The organism is Pseudomonas sp. R45(2017) (genome assembly GCF_002112305.1).
Classification (GTDB): Bacteria; Pseudomonadota; Gammaproteobacteria; order Pseudomonadales; family Pseudomonadaceae; genus Aquipseudomonas; species Aquipseudomonas paraglycinae.
This window is the reverse complement of sequence record NZ_NEHH01000001.1, coordinates 858804-879063: the sequence shown is the minus strand read 5'-3', so window position 1 is coordinate 879063 and position 20260 is coordinate 858804. Positions and strand designations below refer to the sequence as shown.

The window sequence follows — 20260 nt, the reverse complement described above, 5'->3', positions numbered from 1 at the left end:
GGCGGAATCCATTCGGCAAGTGCTAATTTTCAGCCGCGCTTGGCCCGGTAAATCCGGAAACCATTGCCTTCGGCCTTGATCGCGCAGACTCCGAGATGCTCTTCGATCAACGGTTGATACTTCAGGAAGCTGTTGGCAACCAGGCGAAGTTCGCCGCCGTTTTTCAGATGTTTGGCAGCTTTTCGCAGCAAGTTCTCGGTGGCGAAATAATCGGTGTGCACGCCGACGTGGAACGGCGGGTTGCTCAGAATCGCGTTCAAACCCATAGGCGCGGCGTCGATGCCGTCACCGGTCAGTACCTCGGCTTCCAGACCGTTGGCCGCCAGGGTCAGCCGGCTGCTGGCGGCGGCGAAGGCATCAACGTCGAGCAACGTGACCTGATTGTGCGGGTAACGACGCTTGACCGCCGCACCGAGTACGCCGGCGCCGCAACCGAAGTCCAGCAGATGACCGCTTGGCAGTTTGTCCAGGTGCTCCAGCAGCAGGGCGCTGCCGCGATCCAGTCGGCCGTGGCTGAACACGCCCGGCAGGCTGATGACTTTCAACGGGCCTTCGGCCAGCGGCAGTTCGTAGGTCTGCGCCAGGCTTTCCAGCGGTTTGGCTTGCGGGGCGTTGGCCACGGTCACTTGCCACAACTGGCAATGGCGTGCGCTGTCGAGCTTGCGCGGCTTGCCGAACGGGTTGAGCAGTTTGGAAGCGCCTTCGATACCGCTGCGTTTTTCCCCGACCAGATACACCTCACGCCCGGCCAGGCGCGAAGCCACGGCGTTGAGGATGTAATCGGTCAGGTCCTTGGCCTTGGGCAGGAACACCACGGCGTTGGTGAATTCGCGGTCCGGGACGTTCACGCCAAAATGGCTGCGGCCTGCGAAGCGGGCTTCGAGTGCGGCCTGATCGCCGGCGTGCCAGCACCAGCCAAACGCATCGGGCAGGCGCCCCAGCAGATCATCGGCAGGCAAACCGGCCAGCAACACCGAACCCTGGAATAACTCGGCCTGACGAAGCAGTACTTCACTGCGCGGATCCATAACTGCTCCTGTGAAAAAAAGTGCCGCAGTTTATCAACTGACGACCCGCAGCGCCTTACCGCTGTAGAACGCCCGGGTGTTTTCCACCAGTTGGCCGACGATCCGCTGCCGCGCTTCGCGGCTGCCCCAGGCGTTGTGCGGGGTGACGATCAGGCGCGGGATGTCGGCAGCCAGCAGCGGATTGCCGTTGGTCGGTGGTTCGACGCTCAGCACATCGGTGGCCGCGCCGCCCAGATGACCGCTGCGCAAGGCGTCGGCCAGGGCCTGTTCGTCAATCAGCCCGCCCCGGGCGGTGTTGACCACGAAAGCGCCAGGTTTCATCGAGGCGAGTTCGCGGGCGCCGATGAAGTGCCGGGTGTGTTCGTTGAGCGGGCAGTGCAGGGTGAGGGCGTCGATCTGTGGCAACAGTTCTTCCAGCGGCAGACGATCCGGACGGGCCGGGCGCCCCGGAATCTGCCCCAGCAACACGCGCATGCCGAAGGCTTCGGCCAGACGCGCGACCGCGCCGCCGAGTTCGCCGTGTCCAAGCAGGCCGAGGGTTTTGCCTTCCAGCTCGACGATCGGGTAATCCAGCAGGCAGAACTGTTTCGCCTGCTGCCAGCGGCCTTCGCCGACGGCTTTTTGATAATCGGCCAGGCGTGTGGCGAGGTTGAGCAACAGCATGATCGTGTGTTGCGCCACCGACGGCGTGCCGTAACCCTGGCAGTTGCACACCGTGATGCCGTGGGCGCGGGCGGCGGCCAGATCGACGTTGTTGGTGCCGGTGGCGGTGATCAGGATCAGCTTCAACTGTGGGTTGGCGGCCATGGCGGCGGCGTCGATGAGGATCTTGTTGCTGATTGCCACGGTCGCACCTTGCAGGCGTTCGCTCACTTGCGCAGGCAGCGTCTGGGCGAACAGTTGCAGGTCGCTGAAGCAGTCACGCAAAGGGCTCAGATCGAGATCGCCAAGATCCAGCGACGGGTGATCGAGGAATACGGCGCGGTGGGCGTTCGTCATCAACTGTACCTGTTGTGCTTTGAAGGGAAGGCGTAATCTGCCGAGCCTACCAGATGAAACAACTCGTTACGCTTGGCCGAAAGGAGCCCCCATGTACTGGACCGAATTCTTGACCGTTGCCCTGATCCACCTGTTGGCCGTCGCCAGCCCCGGTCCTGATTTCGCCGTGGTGGTGCGCGAAAGCGTGACCCACGGGCGACGCGCGGGGACCTGGACCGCGTTGGGCGTGGGCACGGCGATTTTCCTGCACGTGGGTTATTCGCTGCTGGGAATCGGGCTGATCGTTTCCCAATCGATCGTATTGTTTAACGCCTTGAAATGGGCGGCTGCCGCGTACCTGCTTTACATCGGCTTCAAGGCTTTGCGTGCGCAACCGGCGAAAACCGTGACCGACGACCTGCACAAAGAAGCTGGCGAGCGCACCGCCCGGGGCGCCTTCACCTCAGGCTTCGTGACCAACGGTCTGAACCCGAAAGCCACGCTGTTCTTCCTGTCGCTGTTCACCGTGGTGATCAACCCGCACACCCCGCTGACAGTCCAGGCCGGTTACGGCATTTATCTCGCCGTCGCGACCGCCACCTGGTTCTGCCTGGTGGCCATGCTGTTCAGCCAGCAGCGCGTGCGCGCCGGTTTCGCCCGCATGGGCCACTGGTTCGACCGCACCATGGGCGCGGTGCTGATCGCCATCGGCGTGAAACTCGCGTTCACCGAGATGCATTGATCCTTCTGGGCTGTCATCTGTTTCGGCAAATGCTGGCGCAAAGCTAGCATTTGTACGGCTCTGCAAATCATTCCTTTGGCTGATTTGGCTGACGTATAACGGTTCTAGAGTACGAAACTCCAAAGCCAACACCGTGCAGTCAGAAAAGGGATTCTTATGTTGCAGACTCGCGTTATTCCGCCCGCCGAAGGGGCGTACCAGTATCCACTGCTGATCAAACGGCTGCTGATGTCGGGCGCCCGTTACGAGAAAACCCGCGAGATCATCTACCGTGACCAGCTGCGCTACAGCTACCCGACCCTGATCGAGCGGGTCGCGCGGCTGGCCAACGTACTGACGGCGGCCGGCGTGAAGGCCGGTGACACCGTGGCGGTGATGGACTGGGACAGCCATCGCTACCTCGAGTGCATGTTTGCGATTCCGATGATCGGCGCGGTGATCCACACCATCAACGTGCGCCTGTCGCCGGAACAGATCCTCTACACCATGAACCACGCCGAGGACCGCTTCGTGCTGGTCAACAGCGAGTTTGTCGGGCTGTACCAGGCCATCGCGCCACACCTGACCACGGTGGAGAAAACCCTGCTGCTGACTGATCTGCCGGAAAAAACCGCGGATTTGCCGAATCTGGTGGGGGAGTACGAGCAACTGCTGGCGGCCGCGAGTCCGCAGTACGACTTCCAGGATTTCGACGAAAACTCGGTCGCCACTACGTTCTACACCACGGGCACCACCGGCAATCCGAAGGGCGTGTACTTCACCCATCGGCAACTGGTGCTGCACACCATGGGCGTGTCGACCATCATGGGCGCCATCGACAGCGTGCGGCTGCTGGGCACCAACGACGTGTACATGCCGATCACCCCGATGTTCCACGTGCATGCGTGGGGTCTGCCGTATGTGGCGACAATGCTCGGGCTCAAGCAGGTTTATCCGGGGCGTTACGACCCGGAGTTTCTGGTCGAGTTGTGGCGCAAGGAAAAGGTCACATTCTCCCATTGTGTGCCGACCATCCTGCAGATGGTGCTCAACGCCAAGGGCGCGCAAGGCACCGATTTTGGCGGCTGGAAAATCGTCATCGGCGGCAGTGCGCTCAATCGTACGCTGTACGAAACGGCCAAGAGCAAGGGCATTCAACTGACGGCCGCCTATGGCATGTCGGAAACCGGGCCGCTGGTCTCGTGCGCGCACCTCAACGATGAATTGATGGCAGGCACCGAAGACGAGCGCACCACCTACCGCATCAAGGCCGGCGTGCCGGGGCCATTGGTCGAAGCGGCGATTGTCGACACCGAGGGCAATTTCCTCCCGGCGGACGGCGAGACCCAGGGCGAACTGGTGTTGCGTGCACCGTGGCTGACCGAGGGTTATTTCAACGAACCGCAGAAGGGCGCCGAGCTGTGGGCCGGCGGCTGGCTGCACACCGGGGACGTCGCCACGCTCGACAGCATGGGCGTGATCGACATTCGCGACCGGATCAAGGACGTGATCAAGACCGGCGGCGAGTGGATCTCCTCGCTGGACCTCGAAGACCTGATCAGCCGTCACGTCGCGGTACGTGAAGTAGCAGTGGTGGGCATCGCCGATCCGCAGTGGGGCGAGCGTCCGTTTGCCTTGCTGGTGGTGCGTGAAGGGCACGCTATCGGGGCGCGCGAGCTCAAGGAACACCTCAAGCCATTCGTTGAACTGGGGCACTTGAGCAAGTGGGCGATTCCGAGCCAGATCGCGCTTGTTACTGAAATTCCCAAGACCAGTGTCGGCAAGCTCGACAAGAAGCGCATCCGCCTCGACATCACCGAATGGCAGGCCAACAACAGCACCTTCCTCTCGACGCTCTGAGCCTCCTCTGGCGCGCCGAAAACGGCGCGCCAGACCCACCAAGCAAGCGCTTGGCTTGTGAAATTCGAATTTTCAGCCATCCTTGCCGTGCCGACATGTGTCGGACTGGCGAAAGGACTGTTCCAGAGTGGCCGGCAGCTGCAAATCACACTTTAGAGGGATCAAGCAGTACCACCTGCTGGCTATAGTCCGCTCAAGGATTTTTAAGAACGGGGCACACGCACAAACGGGGCGATGCAACATTGAAGCGATCTCGGGAAGCCTCTGGCGCCCGGTCCTTCAGGCGTTTTTAAAAGTACTCACTGCCATAACAATAATGCACATGGAGTAGCGTCGATGACCTCAGTAAACCAGTTCTGGCGCCGGGCAAAGCTGCCTCTGGCCGTCAGTCTTGCTTCTTCGCTCGCCGGGCCCGCATTCGGCGTCAGTTTCAACGTCGGTGAAATCGAAGGCCAGTTCGACTCCTCCCTGTCGATCGGTGCCAGCTGGTCCACCCAGAGCCCGAACAAGAACCTCATCGGCGTCAACAACGGCGGTCACGGTCTGTCCCAGACTTCCGACGACGGCCATGCCAACTTCAAGAGCGGCGAAACGTTCTCGAAGATCTTCAAGGGCATCCATGACCTCGAACTGAAATACGGCGATACCGGCGTGTTCGTCCGTGGCAAGTACTGGTACGACTTCGAACTCAAGGACGAGAGTCGCGAGTTCAAGGACATCAGCGACAGCAACCGCAAGGAAGGCGCCAAGTCCGCCGGCGGTCAGATCCTCGATGCCTTCGTCTACCACAACTATTCGATCGCCGATCAGCCGGGCTCCGTGCGCCTGGGCAAACAGGTGGTGAGCTGGGGTGAAAGTACCTTCATCGGCGGTGGCATCAACTCGATCAACCCGATCGACGTGTCCGCATTCCGTCGTCCGGGCGCCGAGATCAAGGAAGGCCTGATCCCGGTCAACATGTTCTACGTGTCCCAGAGCCTGACCGAAAACCTGTCCGCCGAAGCCTTCTATCAGCTCGAGTGGGACCAGACTGTCGTCGACAACTGCGGCACCTTCTTCTCCCAGCCGGACATCATTGCCGACGGCTGCACCGACAACCTGCGCGTGCTGAACAAGCGTTCGCAGATCCCGGCCATTGCCCTGGGGCCATTGGCTGCCAACGGCGTCGACGTCAACGAGGAAGGCGTGCTGGTACGTCGCGGTCCTGATCGGGATGCCCGAGACAGCGGTCAGTGGGGCGCGTCCCTCAAATACATGTTCGAGCCACTGGACACCGAGTTCGGTGCCTACTTCATGAACTATCACAGCCGTGCGCCGATCTTCAGCGCCACGGGTGCACCGCAATCGGTCTACAACGGCGTGGCGGCATTGCCGGCAGCATTCCGGGCCCTGGGGCCGCTGGTGGTTGCAGGCAACTCGAACTACTTCGTCGAGTATCCAGAAGACATCCGCCTGTACGGTCTGAGCTTCTCCACCACCCTGCCTACCGGCACCGCCTGGAGCGGTGAAATCAGCTACCGTCCGAATGCGCCGGTACAACTGAACTCTACCGACATCCTGTTCGCCGGTGTGCGTCCCCTGGGCGGCACGTTTGCGAACGCATCGCTGCTCGACGGCGTGCCGGGTCAGGATCTGCACGGTTACGAGCGCAAGGAAATCACTCAACTGCAGACCACCTTCACGCACTTCTTCGATCAGGTCATGGGCGCGAGCCGTCTGACGCTGGTGGGTGAAGTGGGCGCGACTTACGTGGGCGGTCTGGAGAGCCGATCCGACAAGCGCTATGGCCGCGACCCGGTCTTCGGCCCGGGCGAATTGCCAGCCACCGGCGGCACCAACACCTGCGTCAACATCCTCAACAACGGCACCATCAATGGCGCCGGGCCAGGTTCCCCACAGAACAACCGTAGCCGCAATTGCAACAATGACGGTTTCACCACGTCGGTTTCCTGGGGTTATCGCGGTCGCGCCATCTGGGAATACAACGACGTGTTCGCCGGCGTGAACCTCAAGCCGAACGTGGCCTGGTCCCATGACGTCAGCGGCTACTCGCCAGGCCCTGGCGGCAACTTTGAAGAAGGTCGCAAGGCGGTGAGCCTGGGCGTCGATGCCGAGTACCAGAACACCTATACCGCGAGCCTGGCTTACACCAACTTCTTCGACGGCAAGTACACCACCGTGGATGACCGCGACTTCGTGGCGCTCAGCCTCGGCGTGAACTTCTAAGCACTGCATTCAGGACGAACGAATTTATGAAAATAACAAAGAGTCTGTTCCACGCCGGTGTTCTGGGCCTGTCGCTGCTGGCGACCGGCGTCATGGCGGCAGTGCCTGCCGCCGAAGCGGACAAACTGGGCAAGAGCCTGACCCCGATGGGCGCCGAAATGGCCGGTAACGCCGACGGCTCGATCCCGGCCTGGAAACCGATGCCGAAGAACGCCGGTACTGTCGACAGCAAAGGCTTCCTGTCCGACCCGTACGCCAGTGAAAAACCGCTGTTCACCATTACCAAACAGAACGTCGATCAGTACAAGGCCAAGCTCGCGCCGGGTCAGTACGCGATGTTCCAGCGTTACCCTGATACCTTCAAGATGCCGGTCTACCCATCCCATCGCGGTGCCACCGTGCCGGATGCGGTATTCGCCGCCATCAAGAAGAACGCCACCACCACGACGCTGGTGTCGGGCGGCAACGGCCTGGAAAACTTCGATACCGCCGTGCCGTTCCCGATTCCGAAAACCGGTGTGGAAGTCATCTGGAACCACATCACCCGCTATCGCGGCGGCAGCGTGACCCGTCTGGTGACCCAGGCCACGCCGCAACCGAACGGCTCGTTCAGCCTGGTGTATTTCCAGGACCAGTTCGTGTTCCGCGACAAGATGAAAGATTACGATCCGGCGAACCCGGGCAACATCCTGTTCTACTTCAAGCAGAAAGTGACCGCGCCGGCACGTCTGGCCGGTGGTGTACTGCTGGTGCACGAAACCCTCGATCAGGTGAAGGAACCGCGTTCGGCGTGGGTCTACAACGCCGGTCAGCGTCGTGTGCGCCGCGCACCGCAAGTGTCCTATGACGGCCCGGGTACCGCGGCGGATGGTCTGCGTACTTCCGACAACCTGGACATGTTCAACGGCGCACCGGATCGCTACGACTGGAAACTGGTCGGCAAGCAAGAGATGTACATCGCCTCCGACAGCTACAAGCTCGACGATCCAAAGCTCAAGTATGCCGACATCATCAAGGCCGGGCACATCAACCAGGATCTGGCGCGCTATGAACTGCGTCGCGTCTGGCACGTGACCGCGACCCTGAAGGAAGGTCAGCGTCACATCTACGCCAAGCGTGACTTCTTCATCGACGAAGACACCTGGCAAGCGGCCGTGATCGATCACTATGACGGTCGCAACCAACTGTGGCGCGTGGCGGAAGCTCACTCCCAGGACTACTACAACGTGCAGGTGCCTTGGTACACCCTGGAAACCCTCTACGACCTGCAGTCCGGCCGCTACCTGGCTCTGGGCATGAAGAACGAAGAGAAATCGGCGTATGACTTCGGTTTCACTGCAACCACCGCAGACTTCACGCCCCAAGCCCTGCGCCAGGACGGTATTCGCTAAGCTCCTGTAAACCGAGGCCGCATCCTCGTTAAAACGCCCCGACCGGTTCGGGGCGTTTTTTTGCCTGTCGCTTTTTCCGTAGCCTTTTTGTAGCCATTTGTAGCAACGACCTTCATAACCGCTCCGTTTAAGGCTAGTCTGCGGGCATCTGCTACGCCGCCAACAGCCCTACAAACAAGAGCCGGCCATGACTGATCTGTCCCCACTTCCGGGCCCTGCAAGCGTTGCCGTCGCGGCACTGGACGGACGTTTTTTCCGTCCGCCGCTACCCGACGGCTACGTGCTGCGACCCCGTTTGTGCGAGCGCCTGAGCGCCGGGCTCGGAGGGCGTTTGTTGCTGGTCAGCGCCCCGGCCGGGTTCGGCAAGAGCTCGCTGGCGGTGGAGTTCTGTCAGAGTCTGCCGGCGCACTGGCAAAGCCTGTGGCTGGGTCTGAGTCCGCGGGACAACGATCCGGGGCGGTTTCTCGAGCGACTGCTCGAAGGTCTGCAGGACTATTTTCCGCAATTGGGCAGCCGGGCACTGGGACTGCTGAAAATGCGTCAACGTCATCAGCCGTTTGCGTTCGAAGAATGGCTCGACGGCCTGCTGGATGAACTGGCGCTGCATCTGCAACCGACGGCTCCGCTGCTGTTGGTACTGGATGACTACCACCTCGCTCAAGGGCCGGTGCTCGACCGTTGCCTGCAATTTTTCCTCAATCATTTACCGGACGGCCTGGTGGTCATGGTCACCAGTCGGCAGCGCCCGGACTGGCACCTGGCACGTCTGCGCCTGTCGCGCCAGTTGCTGGAACTGCACGAACAGGACCTGCGCCTGACCCACGACGAAGCCTTGGCACTGCTTGATCGTCACAGCAGTTCCCTGCGCGGTGAAGCGCTGGAAAACCTGATCCAGCGCAGCGAAGGCTGGGTGGCCGGGCTGCGTTTCTGGCTGCTGGCGATCGCTGAAGTCGGCACCGAATCAGCCTTGCCACAAGCGTTGAACGGCGGGGAAGGGCTGATCCGCGAATATCTGCTGGAAGAAGTCATCGATTGCCTGCCCGCCGAGGTCCAGGCGTTTCTTTATGACACCGCGCCGCAGGAACGCTTTTGCAGCGAGCTGTGCGACGCGGTGCGCGAAGCCCACGACAGTGCGGAAATCCTGCGTTTCCTGCTGGCGCACCAGGTGTTCCTCGTGCCGCTGGACGAGCATGGGCACTGGTATCGTTATCACCACCTGTTTTCCGACCTGTTGCGCAGCCGGCCTATCGCCCGGGCACTGGTGCCGGCCGCGACGCTGCATCTGCGCGCCTGCCGCTGGTTCAATGCCCAGGGCCTTCTGGATGAAGCTGTCGAGCAGGCACTGCGCGCAGGGCATCTGGACGTCGCTGCCAATCTGGTACAGAACCTTTCCGAGGAGCAACTGCTGGCTGAGCAGAACGTCGGCATGCTGCTGCGCTGGAAAATGGACTTGCCCGACAGCCTGCTGATCAGCACCCCGCGCCTGATCGTGTTGTACAGCTGGGCGCTGGGGCTGGCCTGTCAGCTTGATGCGGCCGAAGAGCTCGCCAGTCATCTGAGTCGTTTTCTGCCGGCACCTTCGGCCACCGCCCAGAAATCCATGCTGGCCCAATGGCTGGCCCTCAAGGGCATCATCGCCCGCGGGCGGGGCCATCGCGAGCAGACCATCGAGTATTGCAGCGAAGCACTGGAAAGCCTGCCGGCCAAGCGTTACGGCCAGCGTCTGATGTGCCTGTCGACCCTCTCCAATCTCGCGATTGCCGACGGCGATCTGTGGCGTGCACGGGGCCTGAACCGCGAGTCGCTTGAGCTGGCGCAGCGGGTCGGCAATCCCTTGTTCGAGGCGCTGGCGCATTATGATCGTGCCCGCGTCCTGCAGGCCCGCGGCGAAATCCTGCGCGCGCTCGATGAAGTGCGCCAAGGGTTGGAGCGCTTGCGCGGATTGTCCGCGCAGCGTTTGTACGCCGTGCGTGCGCGACTGACGCTGTATGAGGGTTTTCTGCTGGCCATGCGATTGCAGCCTCAGGCGGCAAGGGCGCGATTGCAGGCGGGCCTGACTGAAGCAAGGGCCTGTCGTGACATCAGCGTGCTGATCGGCCACTGCGTGATCGCCCGGCTCGACGGCAGCAGCGGCGATTTCGCCAAGGCCTTCGCCGAACTGGCCGAAGCCGAAAGGCTGATGCACATATGGGATGTCCCGCCGATCTACTACCTGGCGATGATCACCCTGGTCAAATGTGAGCTGTGGCTGGCTCAGGGGCGTATCGATCTGGCCGAAGCCTGGCTGGCGCGACTGGGCCAGACCTACACCGGTGAATACGCGGCGGCACCGCCGGAATTTCATCCGCAACTGCCCTTGCACGTCGAGCTGCAACAGGCGTTGCTGGACGTCATACAGGGGCAACCGATGCTCGCCGAAGGGCGATTGAACGTGCTGCTGGAGAACGGCCAGCAAACCGGACGGCAACTGCTCAGCGTGATGGCGCTGACGCAAAAAGTGGTGTTGCTGTTGGCAAACAATCGTGAGCCTGAAGCGCGCAAGGCATTGAGTCAGGCACTGGAAGCGGCGTCCGGCGGCGTCCTGCAACCTTTCGATGTGCTGGTCAAAGAGCATGCTGACTGGTTGCGCGGGCAACTGTCACTGACTGCACCGACAGCTGCCGGTCAGCAATTGCTGGAACATTTCCCCCAGGCGCCGGCTCGTCCTGCAGCGGAATCCACGACGACCGAATCGCTCAGCAGTCGTGAGCTCGCCGTCCTGAGGTTGATCGCTCAGGGCTGCTCGAATCAGGAAATCAGTGATCAGCTGTTCATCTCGCTGCACACCGTGAAAACGCACGCCAGTCACATCAACAGCAAGCTGGGTGTGGAACGGCGCACGCAAGCGGTGGCGCGGGCGAAAGAGTTGGGGGTGTTGAACTGAATCTGCTGTTTTGCGCTGTGTCGGCATCCTGCGATGCCAACAACGTAAAATGGCGGAAATCAGCCTCTGCGCACTGTCTTCAATGTCTGTTCAGGATCTCCCATGACCGCTGCAAATCCCGCGCTCATTCGCGAAACTTTCCCCGTCGGCCCGCTCCAGTGCAACTGCACGATCATCGGCGATCCGATCACCAAAAAAGCCATTGTCGTCGATCCGGGCGGCAACCCTGACCTGATCATGGCCCGGCTCGATGCCCTCGGTCTGAAAGTGGTCAGCATCATTCACACTCACGCGCACCTCGACCACTTCCTGGCTTCCGGACAGATGAAAGAGAAGACCGGCGCCACCTTGCATCTGCACAAAGAGGATCAGTTCCTGTGGGACAACCTCGAGATGCAGTGCCAGATGTTCGGCGTGCCTTACACCCCGGTGCCGTCTCCCGATCGCTGGTTGAGCGATGATGAAGAGCTGGCCTGCGGTTGTGGCGTGGCGCTGCACACGCCGGGGCATACGCCAGGTTCCATGAGCTTCTGGTTTTCCGAGGCTAAGCTGTTGATTGCCGGCGACACGCTGTTTCGTCGCGGAGTAGGGCGCACGGATTTGTGGGGCGGCGATCAGGCGACCATCGTGCGATCGATCAAGCAACGGCTATACACCCTGGATGAAGACGCGACCGTTGTAGCCGGGCATGGTCCGGATACGCGTCTGGGGGATGAGATGCGCGAGAACCCGTTTGTGCGTGCCTAAACATTTTGTCACGGGTGCCCGGCGGAATTTTTGTGCATTGTCATGATCCAACGCCCGCACGGGCCAGTTGCCAATGGCCGCTGCACCACAGAATGCAAAATGTAGGAGCACTCCATGTTCACCACGCGTCGTTTGATTATTGTCGCTACTGCCGTGGCCGTCTTGTCCGGCTGCGCCTCGCCCAACCCGTATGACAATCAGGGTCAGGCCGACGGTGGCTCCCAGGGCATGAGCAAAACCGCCAAGTACGGTGGCCTCGGTGCGCTGGCCGGCGCGCTGGCCGGTGCCGCCATCGACCACAACAACCGCGGCAAGGGTGCGCTGATCGGCGCAGCCGTCGTCGGTGCCTCGGCCGCCGGTTACGGCTACTACGCCGACCAGCAGGAGAAAAAACTGCGCGCCAGCATGGCCAACACAGGGGTTGAAGTGCAGCGTCAGGGCGATCAGATCAAGCTGATCATGCCGGGCAACATCACCTTCGCCACCGATTCGGCGAACATAGCTTCCAGTTTCTATCAGCCGCTGAACAACCTGGCCAACTCGCTCAAAGAGTTCAACCAGAACCAGATCGAAATCGTCGGTTACACTGACAGCACTGGCAGTCGTCAGCACAACATGGACCTGTCCCAGCGTCGTGCGCAGAGCGTGGCGACCTACCTGACTTCGCAAGGCGTCAGCGGTGCCAACCTGAGTGCCCGCGGTGCCGGTCCGGATAATCCGATCGCCAGCAACGGTGACGTCAATGGCCGGGCGCAGAACCGTCGCGTCGAGGTTAACCTCAAGGCGATTCCGGGCCAGCAGTACGGTGGTCAGCAGCAGCCGGGCACGGTTCAGCAGTACCCGTAACCGTCAGGTACAAAAAAGCCCCCGGACAAGTGATTGTCCGGGGGCTTTTTGTTGGCGCGAAAGCTGATTACTTCTTCAGGCCGTAATGCTCGTCGAGCATGCCCGGCGAGTTCGGGGTCTTCGGCGCGTAGTCACGCGGCGGTTCCTGATCCCGTGGTGGCGTCAGGCGTTCCCGTGGGGCCTGTGCCGCGTCGGCGTGCAGCGAGGCCAGCAAGCGTTGACGGGTCTGCTCGTCCAGGGCCAGGCGGTTGGCACCCTCGGCGAGGTGATCCTGCACTTCCTGATAGCTCTGGGTCAGCTTCTTGACCAGATTGGCGGTGCTGTTGAAGTGGGTCACCACTTCGTTCTGATAACTGTCGAAACGTTCCTGAATATCATCCAGTTGACGCTGCGTGCGGCTGGGCGCGGCGTTCGGCGCAACGCGAGCGATCAGGAAACCAATGGCGACACCCACAACCAGGGCAAGAGTCGGTAACAACCAAACTAAGAGCGAGTGTTCCACGAGTCCTTCCTCTATAAACGGCTTTGCTTTACGTTAACGGCTCGAACCTGCGCTGTATACCGCGATTCACTCGCAATAGACTGGCACAGACAATTTGCTAGACGAGTCGACCCGATCCGAGGTCACGGAGTTCCTTCCTTGCTGATGCGTGAAACCCCTGTAGTGATTGATGGCCCGGTGGGGCAACTTGAGTCTTTGTATCTGGACAATGAGCAGCCACGCGGCATCGCGCTGATCTGCCACCCGAACCCGGTGCAGGGCGGCACCATGCTCAACAAGGTCGTCTCGACCCTGCAGCGCACCGCGCGCGACGCCGGCCTGATCACCTTGCGCTTCAACTATCGCGGCGTCGGTGCCAGCGAAGGTTCCCATGACATGGGCACCGGTGAAGTCGATGACGCCCAAGCCGCTGCCGCATGGCTGCTGGAAAAACATCCGGATCTGCCGCTGACCCTGTTCGGTTTCTCCTTCGGTGGATTTGTTGCAGCAAGTCTCGGCGGTCGTCTCGAATCCCGGGGCATCACGCTCAAGCATCTGTTCATGGTCGCGCCGGCGGTGATGCGTCTGGGCGATCAGGATCAATTGCCGCAGCAGGGTGAGCTGACCGTGATCCAGCCGGAAACCGATGAAGTGATCGATCCGCAGCTGGTCTACGACTGGTCTGAAAAACTCCCGCGCCCCCATGAGCTGCTGAAAGTGGCAGAATGCGGACACTTTTTTCATGGCAAGCTGACCGATCTCAAGGATCTGATCCTGCCGCGTCTCTCGAATTGATTGCAGTCTGACAAGCGATTACCCATGACGAACCGTACCCGCATCCTCACCGGCATCACCACCACCGGCACCCCGCACCTGGGCAACTACGCCGGCGCCATCCGCCCGGCGATTCTCGCCAGCCGCGACAGCAACGCCGACTCGTTCTACTTCCTGGCCGACTATCACGCCCTGATCAAGTGCGATGACCCGCTGCGCATCCAGCGCTCGCGTCTGGAAATCGCCGCGACCTGGCTGGCCGGTGGCCTGGATGTGGATCGAGTGACCTTCTACCGTCAGTCCGACATCCCTGAAATCCCCGAGCTGACCTGGCTGCTGACCTGCGTTGCCGCCAAAGGCCTGCTCAACCGCGCCCACGCCTACAAGGCTTCGGTGGACAAGAACGTCGAGAGCGGCGAAGACCCGGATGCCGGTATCACCATGGGTTTGTACAGCTATCCGGTACTGATGGCGGCGGACATTCTGATGTTCAACGCGCACAAGGTGCCGGTCGGTCGCGATCAGATCCAGCACGTGGAAATGGCCCGTGACATCGGCCAGCGCTTCAACCACCTGTTCGGCCAGGGCAAGGAGTTCTTCACCATGCCCGAAGCGCTGATCGAGGAAAGCGTGGCCACGTTGCCGGGCCTGGACGGTCGCAAGATGTCCAAGAGCTACGACAACACCATTCCGCTGTTCTCCAGCGCCAAGGAAATGAAGGACGCGATCTCGCGAATCGTTACCGACTCCAAAGCGCCGGGCGAAGCGAAAGATCCGGACAACTCGCACCTGTTCACCCTGTTCCAGGCGTTCGCCACACCGGCGCAGGCCGACGAGTTCCGCAGCGAGCTGCTGGGCGGTCTGGGTTGGGGCGAGGCGAAGAACCGTCTGTTCCAGCTGCTGGACAACGAGTTGGGCGAGTCCCGCGAGCGTTATCACCAGTTGATCGAGCGTCCGGCAGATCTGGAGGACATCCTGCAACACGGCGCCAAGAAGGCTCGTGCGGTGGCGACGCCGTTCCTCAACGAGTTGCGCGAAGCGGTCGGCCTGCGCTCCTTCGTCAATCAGGTTCAGGTGGCCGCGACCTCCAAGAAGAAAGCCGCGAAAGCCGCACGTTTCGTCAGCTTCCGTGAAGACGACGGCAGCTTCCGTTTCCGTCTGCTGGCGGCCGACGGCGAGCAATTGCTGCTGTCGCGCAACTTCGCCGACGGTAAAACCGCCGGTCAGGTGACCAAGCAGCTGCAATCGGGTCAGGCGCTGGATGTGCGCAGCGAAGAGCTGAGCTTCAGCGTCTGGCTGGAAGGCGAGTGCGTTGGCGACAGCCCGGCGTTCGCCGACGTGGCTGCGCGGGATGCGGCCGTCGAGGCCTTGCGGGTCGCTCTGACACCGGTTCAGGAATAATCAACGGGCCGGCCCGACCAAGGGCCGATTGCCATTCCCACGGGCCATCGCTACAGTGACGGCCCGTTTTTGTTGCCTTGCTAACGAATTATGACGCCCCTAGAACGATATCAAGCTGATCTGAAACGCCCGGACTTCTTCCACGATGCGGCGCAGGAAACTGCCGTGCGTCATCTGCAACGCCTGTACGACGATCTGATCGCGGCCGAGCAGAACAAGCCGGGTTTGCTGGGCAAGCTGTTTGGCAAAAAGGATCAGACGCCGGTCAAGGGCCTGTACTTCTGGGGCGGCGTGGGTCGCGGCAAGACTTACCTGGTGGACACCTTCTTCGAAGCACTGCCATTCAAGGAAAAGACCCGCACTCACTTCCACCGCTTCATGAAGCGCGTGCACGAAGAAATGAAAACCCTCGGCGGCGAGAAAAACCCGCTGACCATCATCGCCAAGCGCTTCGCGACGGAATCGCGGGTCATCTGCTTCGATGAGTTCTTCGTCTCCGACATCACCGACGCCATGATTCTCGGCACGCTGATGGAAGAGCTGTTCAAGAACGGCGTGACCCTGGTCGCCACCTCGAACATCGTGCCGGACGGTCTGTACAAGGATGGCCTGCAACGCGCGCGCTTCCTGCCGGCCATCGCGCTGATCAAGCAGAACACCGAGATCGTCAACGTCGACAGTGGCGTCGACTACCGTCTGCGCCACCTCGAACAAGCGGAACTGTTCCACTTCCCGCTCGACGAAGCTGCTCACGAAAGCCTGCGCAAGAGCTTCAAGGCACTGACCCCGGAATGTACGGCGGCAGTGGAAAACGATGTGCTGATCATCGAGAATCGCGAAATCCGTGCCCTGCGCACTTGCGACGACGTGGCCTGGTTCGACTTCCGCGAACTGTGCGACGGCCCGCGCAGCCAGAACGACTACATCGAACTGGGCAAGATCTTCCACGCCGTGCTGCTCAGTGGCGTGGAGCAGATGAGCGTCACCACCGACGACATTGCCCGGCGCTTCATCAACATGGTTGACGAGTTCTACGACCGTAACGTCAAGCTGATCATTTCTGCCGAAGTGGAGTTGAAAGACCTGTACACCGGCGGACGTCTGACGTTCGAGTTCCAGCGTACCCTCAGCCGTCTGCTGGAAATGCAATCCCACGAATTCCTGTCCCGGGCACACAAGCCTTAAGCGGATTCGGCAAACAAAAAGGGCCTGCACATGCAGGCCCTTTTTTGTGTCTGGTCGAATCGTCAGGCAGCTTGCTGGAACTGCTGCCGGTACTGGTTCGGCGACAGTTCGGTGTGCTGGCGGAACAGCCGTGCGAAGAAGCTCGCATCGTCGTAGCCGACTTCGTAGCTGATGGTCTTGATGCTCTTGCGACTGCCGGAGAGCAAGCCCTTGGCGGTCTCGATGCGCAGCCGTTGCAGATAGTGCAGCGGCTTGTCGCCGGTGGCGGTCTGGAAGCGGCGCATGAAGTTGCGGATGCTCATGCCGTGCTCGCGCGCCACGTCTTCGAAGCGGAACTTGTCGGCGAAATGCTCTTCGAGCCAGTGCTGGATCTGTAGGATGATCACGTCCTGGTGCAACTTCTGACCGCCGAAACCAATGCGTCCCGGGGCGTAGCTGCGCTGCACTTCATAGAGAATGTCGCGGGCCACAGCCTGAGCCACGTTGGCGCCGCAGAAGCGCTCGATCAGATAAATGTAGAGATCGCAGGCCGAGGTCGTACCGCCGGCGCAATACAGGTTGTCGGCGTCGGTCAGGTGCTTGTCCTGATTGAGGTAGACCTGCGGGAAGCGCTCGGCGAAGGCGTTGAAGAAGCGCCAGTAGGTGGTCGCTTCCTTGCCGTTGAGCAGCCCGGCCTCGGCCAGCCAGAACACCCCGGTGGCCTCGCCGCAGAGCACGGCGCCCCGGGCATGCTGTTCGCGAAGCCACGGCAGGATCTGTGGATAACGTTGGCACAGCGTATCGAAATCGTCCCAGAACGCCGGGAGGATGATGACGTCGGCGTTTTCCAGGCTACCGTCCACCGGCATGACCACGTCACTGAAGCTGTTCACCGGTTTGCCGTCGGGACTGACCAGGCGGGTTTCGAACGCCGGAGTCAGGCCGTGGCCCAGTTGTTTGCCGTAACGCAGGCTGGCCAGATGGAAGAAATCCTTGGCTTGCATGAGGGTGGAAGCGAAAACCCGGTCGATCGCCAGGATGCTGACGCGCCGCAAGGGCGTGGAGACTTGCTTGGACATAATTCAACTTTTGTTTTTATAAGGGAAAGTGGTCACCAGACGGCTGGATCGTCTTATTTTTTGTCGGATGTGTCCAGTGTCCTGTATCGGAAGCGAGGCTTAGTCTCTAAAGGTCTGATCCCTCCAACAATAAAGAAAAGGTGCCGCATGATTCCCAGAACCTTGTTCAGCTCCGAGCACGAATTGTTCCGCGACAGCGTACGAACATTCCTCGAAAAAGAGGCCGTGCCGTTCCATGGGCAATGGGAAAAACAAGGCTACATCGACCGCAAACTGTGGAACAAGGCGGGGGAGGCGGGGATGCTGTGCTCGCACCTGCCGGAGGAATACGGCGGGTTGGGGGCGGACTTTCTTTACAGTGCGGTCGTGATCGAAGAAGTAGGGCGGCTGGGCCTGACCGGCATCGGTTTCTCGCTGCATTCGGACATTGTTGCGCCGTACATCCTGCATTACGGCAGCGAGGCGCTGAAGCAGAAGTACCTGCCGAAACTGGTGTCCGGCGAGATGGTCACCGCGATCGCCATGACTGAACCGGGTGCCGGTTCCGACCTGCAAGGGGTCAAGACCACGGCGGTGCTGGATGGCGACGAATATGTGATCAACGGCTCGAAAACCTTTATCACCAATGGCTTCCTGGCGGATCTGGTGATCGTTGTCGCCAAGACCGATCCCAAGGCCGGCGCCAAGGGCACCAGCCTGTTTCTGGTGGAGTCGAACACGCCGGGCTTCGACAAGGGCAAGCGCCTGGAGAAGGTCGGAATGAAGGCGCAGGACACGTCGGAATTGTTCTTCCAGGACGTGCGAGTGCCGAAAGAAAACCTGCTGGGTCAGGCCGGGGCAGGGTTTGCCTATCTGATGCAGGAACTGCCGCAGGAGCGTCTGACCGTGGCGATTGGCGGTCTGGCTTCAGCCGAGGCGGCGCTTCAGTGGACGCTGGATTACACCCGCGAGCGCAAGGCGTTCGGCAAGTCGATTGCCGACTTCCAGAATACCCGCTTCAAACTGGCGGAAATGGCCACCGAGATTCAGATCGGTCGGGTGTTCGTCGACCGCTGCCTGGAGCTGCATCTGCAAGGCAAGCTCGACGTGCCGACGGCGGCGATGGCCAAGTACTGGGGCACCGACCTGCAATGCAAGGTGCTCGACGAGTGCGTGCAGCTGCATGGCGGCTACGGTTTCATGTGGGAATACCCGGTGGCCCGGGCCTGGGCGGATGCGCGGGTGCAGCGGATCTATGCCGGCACCAATGAAATCATGAAGGAGATCATTGCGCGGTCGCTTTGATCCGAGCGTGTGATCGTTCCCATGCTCTGCGTGGGAATGCCGCCATTGACGCTCTGCGTCCGCTTTGGGAGTGACGCGGAGCATCGCGGTATGCGTTCCCACGCTGAGCGTGGGAACGATCATCGTCCTGGATCACGGCGCCGGGTTCGGATGATCCTTGTGAATCGCTTCGATCCCTTCCAGCACTTCCTTCGACAGTTTCAGCTCGTAGCTGGCGATGTTGCTGTCCAGTTGCTCCAGCGTTGTCGCTCCGATGATGTTGCTGGTGACGAACGGTTGCTGATTCACAAAGGCCAGGGCCATTTGTGCCGGATCCAGGCCGTGTTCACGGGCCAGCGCCACGTAACGGCTGCAGGCCGCCTCCGATTGCGGGTTGAAATAGCGGCTGAAGCGGCTGTAGAGGCTCAGGCGGCCTTTCGGCGGACGCGCCCCACCTTCGTACTTGCCCGACAGGAAACCGAACGCCAGCGGCGAATAGGCGAGCAGGCCGCACTGTTCACGGATGGCGATTTCCGCCAGGCCGATCTCGAAACTGCGGTTGAGCAGGTTGTACGGGTTCTGAATCGACACGGCGCGCGGCCAGCCGCGGGCTTCGGCGAGGGCGAGAAAGCGCATGGTGCCCCACGGGGTCTCGTTGGACAGGCCGATGTGGCGGATCTTGCCCGCCTTCACTTGCTCATCGAGTGCTTCAAGGGTGTCTTCGAGCGGCGTCAGGTTGGCTTCGGTCTGGTGCTTGTAGCCCAGCTGTCCGAAAAAGTTGGTGCTGCGCTCCGGCCAGTGCAATTGATACAGATCGATGTAGTCGGTCTGCAGGCGCTTGAGGCTGGCGTCCACGGCTTCGGTGATGTGGTGGCGGTTGTGGCGCAGGTTCTTGTCGCGGATGTAGTCGATGGTGTTGCCGGGGCCGGCGATCTTGCTGGCGAGGATCCAGTCGGCGCGGTCGCCACGGCTCTTGAAGTAATTGCCGATGTAGCGCTCGGTGGTGGCGTAGGTTTCGGCTTTCGGCGGCACCGGGTACATCTCGGCGGTGTCGAGGAAATTGATCCCGGCCTCTTTTGCCCGTTCGATCTGGGCGAAGGCTTCAGCTTCAGTGTTTTGCTCGCCCCAGGTCATGGTGCCGAGGCAGATTGCACTCACGTTCAGGTCGGTACGGCCTAGCTGGCGATAGTCCATCGGGTGCTCCTTGGGCAAAACAAGCATAAAAGCAGGTTGAAATTTTTTTCGCAATCTGCATAATTGCCGACCTCTTTCTGCAGTGGAAGTGATGCGCCGCCGCCGAAGAATCTTGCCGTTGAACGGACGCGCCGACCCGAGCCCCCGAAAGCGTCTGTATCCGGCTGCCTTTGACTTGTCAAAG

The 20260-nt window shown here is 61.0% G+C and carries 16 protein-coding genes; 11 read left to right on the top strand and 5 right to left on the bottom strand.

All coding sequences use genetic code 11. The annotated features are described in order from the left end of the window. Positions 1–29: 29 nt before the first annotated feature. On the bottom strand, positions 30–1028 hold the full coding sequence (locus CAF74_RS04055) for a class I SAM-dependent methyltransferase (RefSeq protein ID WP_085745367.1): 999 nt from the start codon (positions 1026–1028) through the stop codon (positions 30–32). Positions 1029–1061: 33 nt separating this feature from the next. After that, positions 1062–2027 (bottom strand): 2-hydroxyacid dehydrogenase, encoded by a 966-nt coding sequence (locus CAF74_RS04050; RefSeq protein ID WP_085745366.1) that lies wholly within the window; start codon positions 2025–2027, stop codon positions 1062–1064. 91 nt (positions 2028–2118) lie between these two features. Here CAF74_RS04050 and CAF74_RS04045 point away from each other — a divergent pair, with 91 nt between their 5' ends. The 7 genes from CAF74_RS04045 (at position 2119) to CAF74_RS04015 (ending at position 12720) form a co-directional block, all read left to right on the top strand. Continuing rightward, the gene (locus tag CAF74_RS04045; RefSeq protein WP_007956831.1) at positions 2119–2748 is read left to right on the top strand and encodes a LysE family translocator; all 630 of its coding nucleotides are present in this window, start codon (positions 2119–2121) and stop codon (positions 2746–2748) included. 156 nt (positions 2749–2904) lie between these two features. Further along, positions 2905–4587, top strand: a complete 1683-nt coding sequence (locus tag CAF74_RS04040) for a fatty acid--CoA ligase (RefSeq protein ID WP_085606947.1) — start codon at positions 2905–2907, stop codon at positions 4585–4587. Between the two features lie 336 nt (positions 4588–4923). Then, a complete protein-coding gene (locus tag CAF74_RS04035; protein WP_085745365.1) occupies positions 4924–6813 on the top strand; it encodes a DUF1302 domain-containing protein in 1890 nt (629 codons plus the stop codon). Positions 6814–6839: 26 nt separating this feature from the next. Beyond that, positions 6840–8204 (top strand): DUF1329 domain-containing protein, encoded by a 1365-nt coding sequence (locus tag CAF74_RS04030; protein ID WP_085745364.1) that lies wholly within the window; start codon positions 6840–6842, stop codon positions 8202–8204. 187 nt (positions 8205–8391) lie between these two features. After that, positions 8392–11127, top strand: a complete 2736-nt coding sequence (locus CAF74_RS04025) for a LuxR C-terminal-related transcriptional regulator (RefSeq protein ID WP_085745363.1) — start codon at positions 8392–8394, stop codon at positions 11125–11127. A gap of 102 nt (positions 11128–11229) precedes the next feature. After that, positions 11230–11874, top strand: coding sequence for an MBL fold metallo-hydrolase (locus CAF74_RS04020; RefSeq protein ID WP_085745362.1), 645 nt, complete (start codon positions 11230–11232; stop codon positions 11872–11874). Between the two features lie 114 nt (positions 11875–11988). Beyond that, on the top strand, positions 11989–12720 hold the full coding sequence (locus CAF74_RS04015; RefSeq protein ID WP_007956806.1) for an OmpA family lipoprotein: 732 nt from the start codon (positions 11989–11991) through the stop codon (positions 12718–12720). Between the two features lie 67 nt (positions 12721–12787). Here CAF74_RS04015 and CAF74_RS04010 read toward each other — a convergent pair whose 3' ends face one another. Beyond that, positions 12788–13222: a YhcB family protein gene (locus tag CAF74_RS04010; RefSeq protein WP_007956803.1), complete on the bottom strand. Its 435-nt coding sequence runs from the start codon at positions 13220–13222 to the stop codon at positions 12788–12790. Positions 13223–13366: 144 nt separating this feature from the next. Between CAF74_RS04010 and CAF74_RS04005 the strand changes: the two genes are divergently transcribed. The 3 genes from CAF74_RS04005 (at position 13367) to zapE (ending at position 16561) form a co-directional block, all read left to right on the top strand. Further along, positions 13367–13996: an alpha/beta hydrolase gene (locus CAF74_RS04005; protein ID WP_085745432.1), complete on the top strand. Its 630-nt coding sequence runs from the start codon at positions 13367–13369 to the stop codon at positions 13994–13996. A gap of 24 nt (positions 13997–14020) precedes the next feature. Further along, the gene (locus CAF74_RS04000; protein ID WP_085745361.1) at positions 14021–15376 is read left to right on the top strand and encodes a tryptophan--tRNA ligase; all 1356 of its coding nucleotides are present in this window, start codon (positions 14021–14023) and stop codon (positions 15374–15376) included. 90 nt (positions 15377–15466) lie between these two features. Beyond that, positions 15467–16561 (top strand): cell division protein ZapE, encoded by a 1095-nt coding sequence (zapE, locus tag CAF74_RS03995; RefSeq protein ID WP_039766273.1) that lies wholly within the window; start codon positions 15467–15469, stop codon positions 16559–16561. A 62-nt stretch (positions 16562–16623) separates the two neighbouring features. On the opposite strand, the gene CAF74_RS03990 is transcribed toward zapE, so the two are convergent. Next, the gene (locus tag CAF74_RS03990) at positions 16624–17520 is read right to left on the bottom strand and encodes a GlxA family transcriptional regulator (protein WP_176240469.1); all 897 of its coding nucleotides are present in this window, start codon (positions 17518–17520) and stop codon (positions 16624–16626) included. A 246-nt stretch (positions 17521–17766) separates the two neighbouring features. Between CAF74_RS03990 and CAF74_RS03985 the strand changes: the two genes are divergently transcribed. Continuing rightward, positions 17767–18903, top strand: coding sequence for an acyl-CoA dehydrogenase family protein (locus CAF74_RS03985; RefSeq protein WP_085745359.1), 1137 nt, complete (start codon positions 17767–17769; stop codon positions 18901–18903). 132 nt (positions 18904–19035) lie between these two features. Here the strand turns inward: CAF74_RS03985 and CAF74_RS03980 are convergent, their stop codons facing one another. Then, positions 19036–20076: an NADP(H)-dependent aldo-keto reductase gene (locus CAF74_RS03980; protein WP_085745358.1), complete on the bottom strand. Its 1041-nt coding sequence runs from the start codon at positions 20074–20076 to the stop codon at positions 19036–19038. Positions 20077–20260 lie beyond the last annotated feature (184 nt).

Excerpts from the sequence above, each read along its gene's own strand:
- CAF74_RS03985 (WP_085745359.1), top strand. The coding sequence starts at position 17,767 with ATGATTCCCAGAACCTTGTTCAGCTCCGAGCACGAATTGTTCCGCGAC.
- CAF74_RS04020 (WP_085745362.1), top strand. The coding sequence starts at position 11,230 with ATGACCGCTGCAAATCCCGCGCTCATTCGCGAAACTTTCCCCGTCGGC.
- CAF74_RS04040 (WP_085606947.1), top strand. The coding sequence starts at position 2,905 with ATGTTGCAGACTCGCGTTATTCCGCCCGCCGAAGGGGCGTACCAGTAT.
- CAF74_RS04055 (WP_085745367.1), bottom strand. The coding sequence starts at position 1,028 with ATGGATCCGCGCAGTGAAGTACTGCTTCGTCAGGCCGAGTTATTCCAG.
- CAF74_RS04030 (WP_085745364.1), top strand. The coding sequence starts at position 6,840 with ATGAAAATAACAAAGAGTCTGTTCCACGCCGGTGTTCTGGGCCTGTCG.
- CAF74_RS04025 (WP_085745363.1), top strand. The coding sequence starts at position 8,392 with ATGACTGATCTGTCCCCACTTCCGGGCCCTGCAAGCGTTGCCGTCGCG.
- CAF74_RS04015 (WP_007956806.1), top strand. The coding sequence starts at position 11,989 with ATGTTCACCACGCGTCGTTTGATTATTGTCGCTACTGCCGTGGCCGTC.
- CAF74_RS04005 (WP_085745432.1), top strand. The coding sequence starts at position 13,367 with ATGCGTGAAACCCCTGTAGTGATTGATGGCCCGGTGGGGCAACTTGAG.
- CAF74_RS04000 (WP_085745361.1), top strand. The coding sequence starts at position 14,021 with ATGACGAACCGTACCCGCATCCTCACCGGCATCACCACCACCGGCACC.
- CAF74_RS03980 (WP_085745358.1), bottom strand. The coding sequence starts at position 20,076 with ATGGACTATCGCCAGCTAGGCCGTACCGACCTGAACGTGAGTGCAATC.
- CAF74_RS04050 (WP_085745366.1), bottom strand. The coding sequence starts at position 2,027 with ATGACGAACGCCCACCGCGCCGTATTCCTCGATCACCCGTCGCTGGAT.
- CAF74_RS04045 (WP_007956831.1), top strand. The coding sequence starts at position 2,119 with ATGTACTGGACCGAATTCTTGACCGTTGCCCTGATCCACCTGTTGGCC.
- zapE (WP_039766273.1), top strand. The coding sequence starts at position 15,467 with ATGACGCCCCTAGAACGATATCAAGCTGATCTGAAACGCCCGGACTTC.
- CAF74_RS04035 (WP_085745365.1), top strand. The coding sequence starts at position 4,924 with ATGACCTCAGTAAACCAGTTCTGGCGCCGGGCAAAGCTGCCTCTGGCC.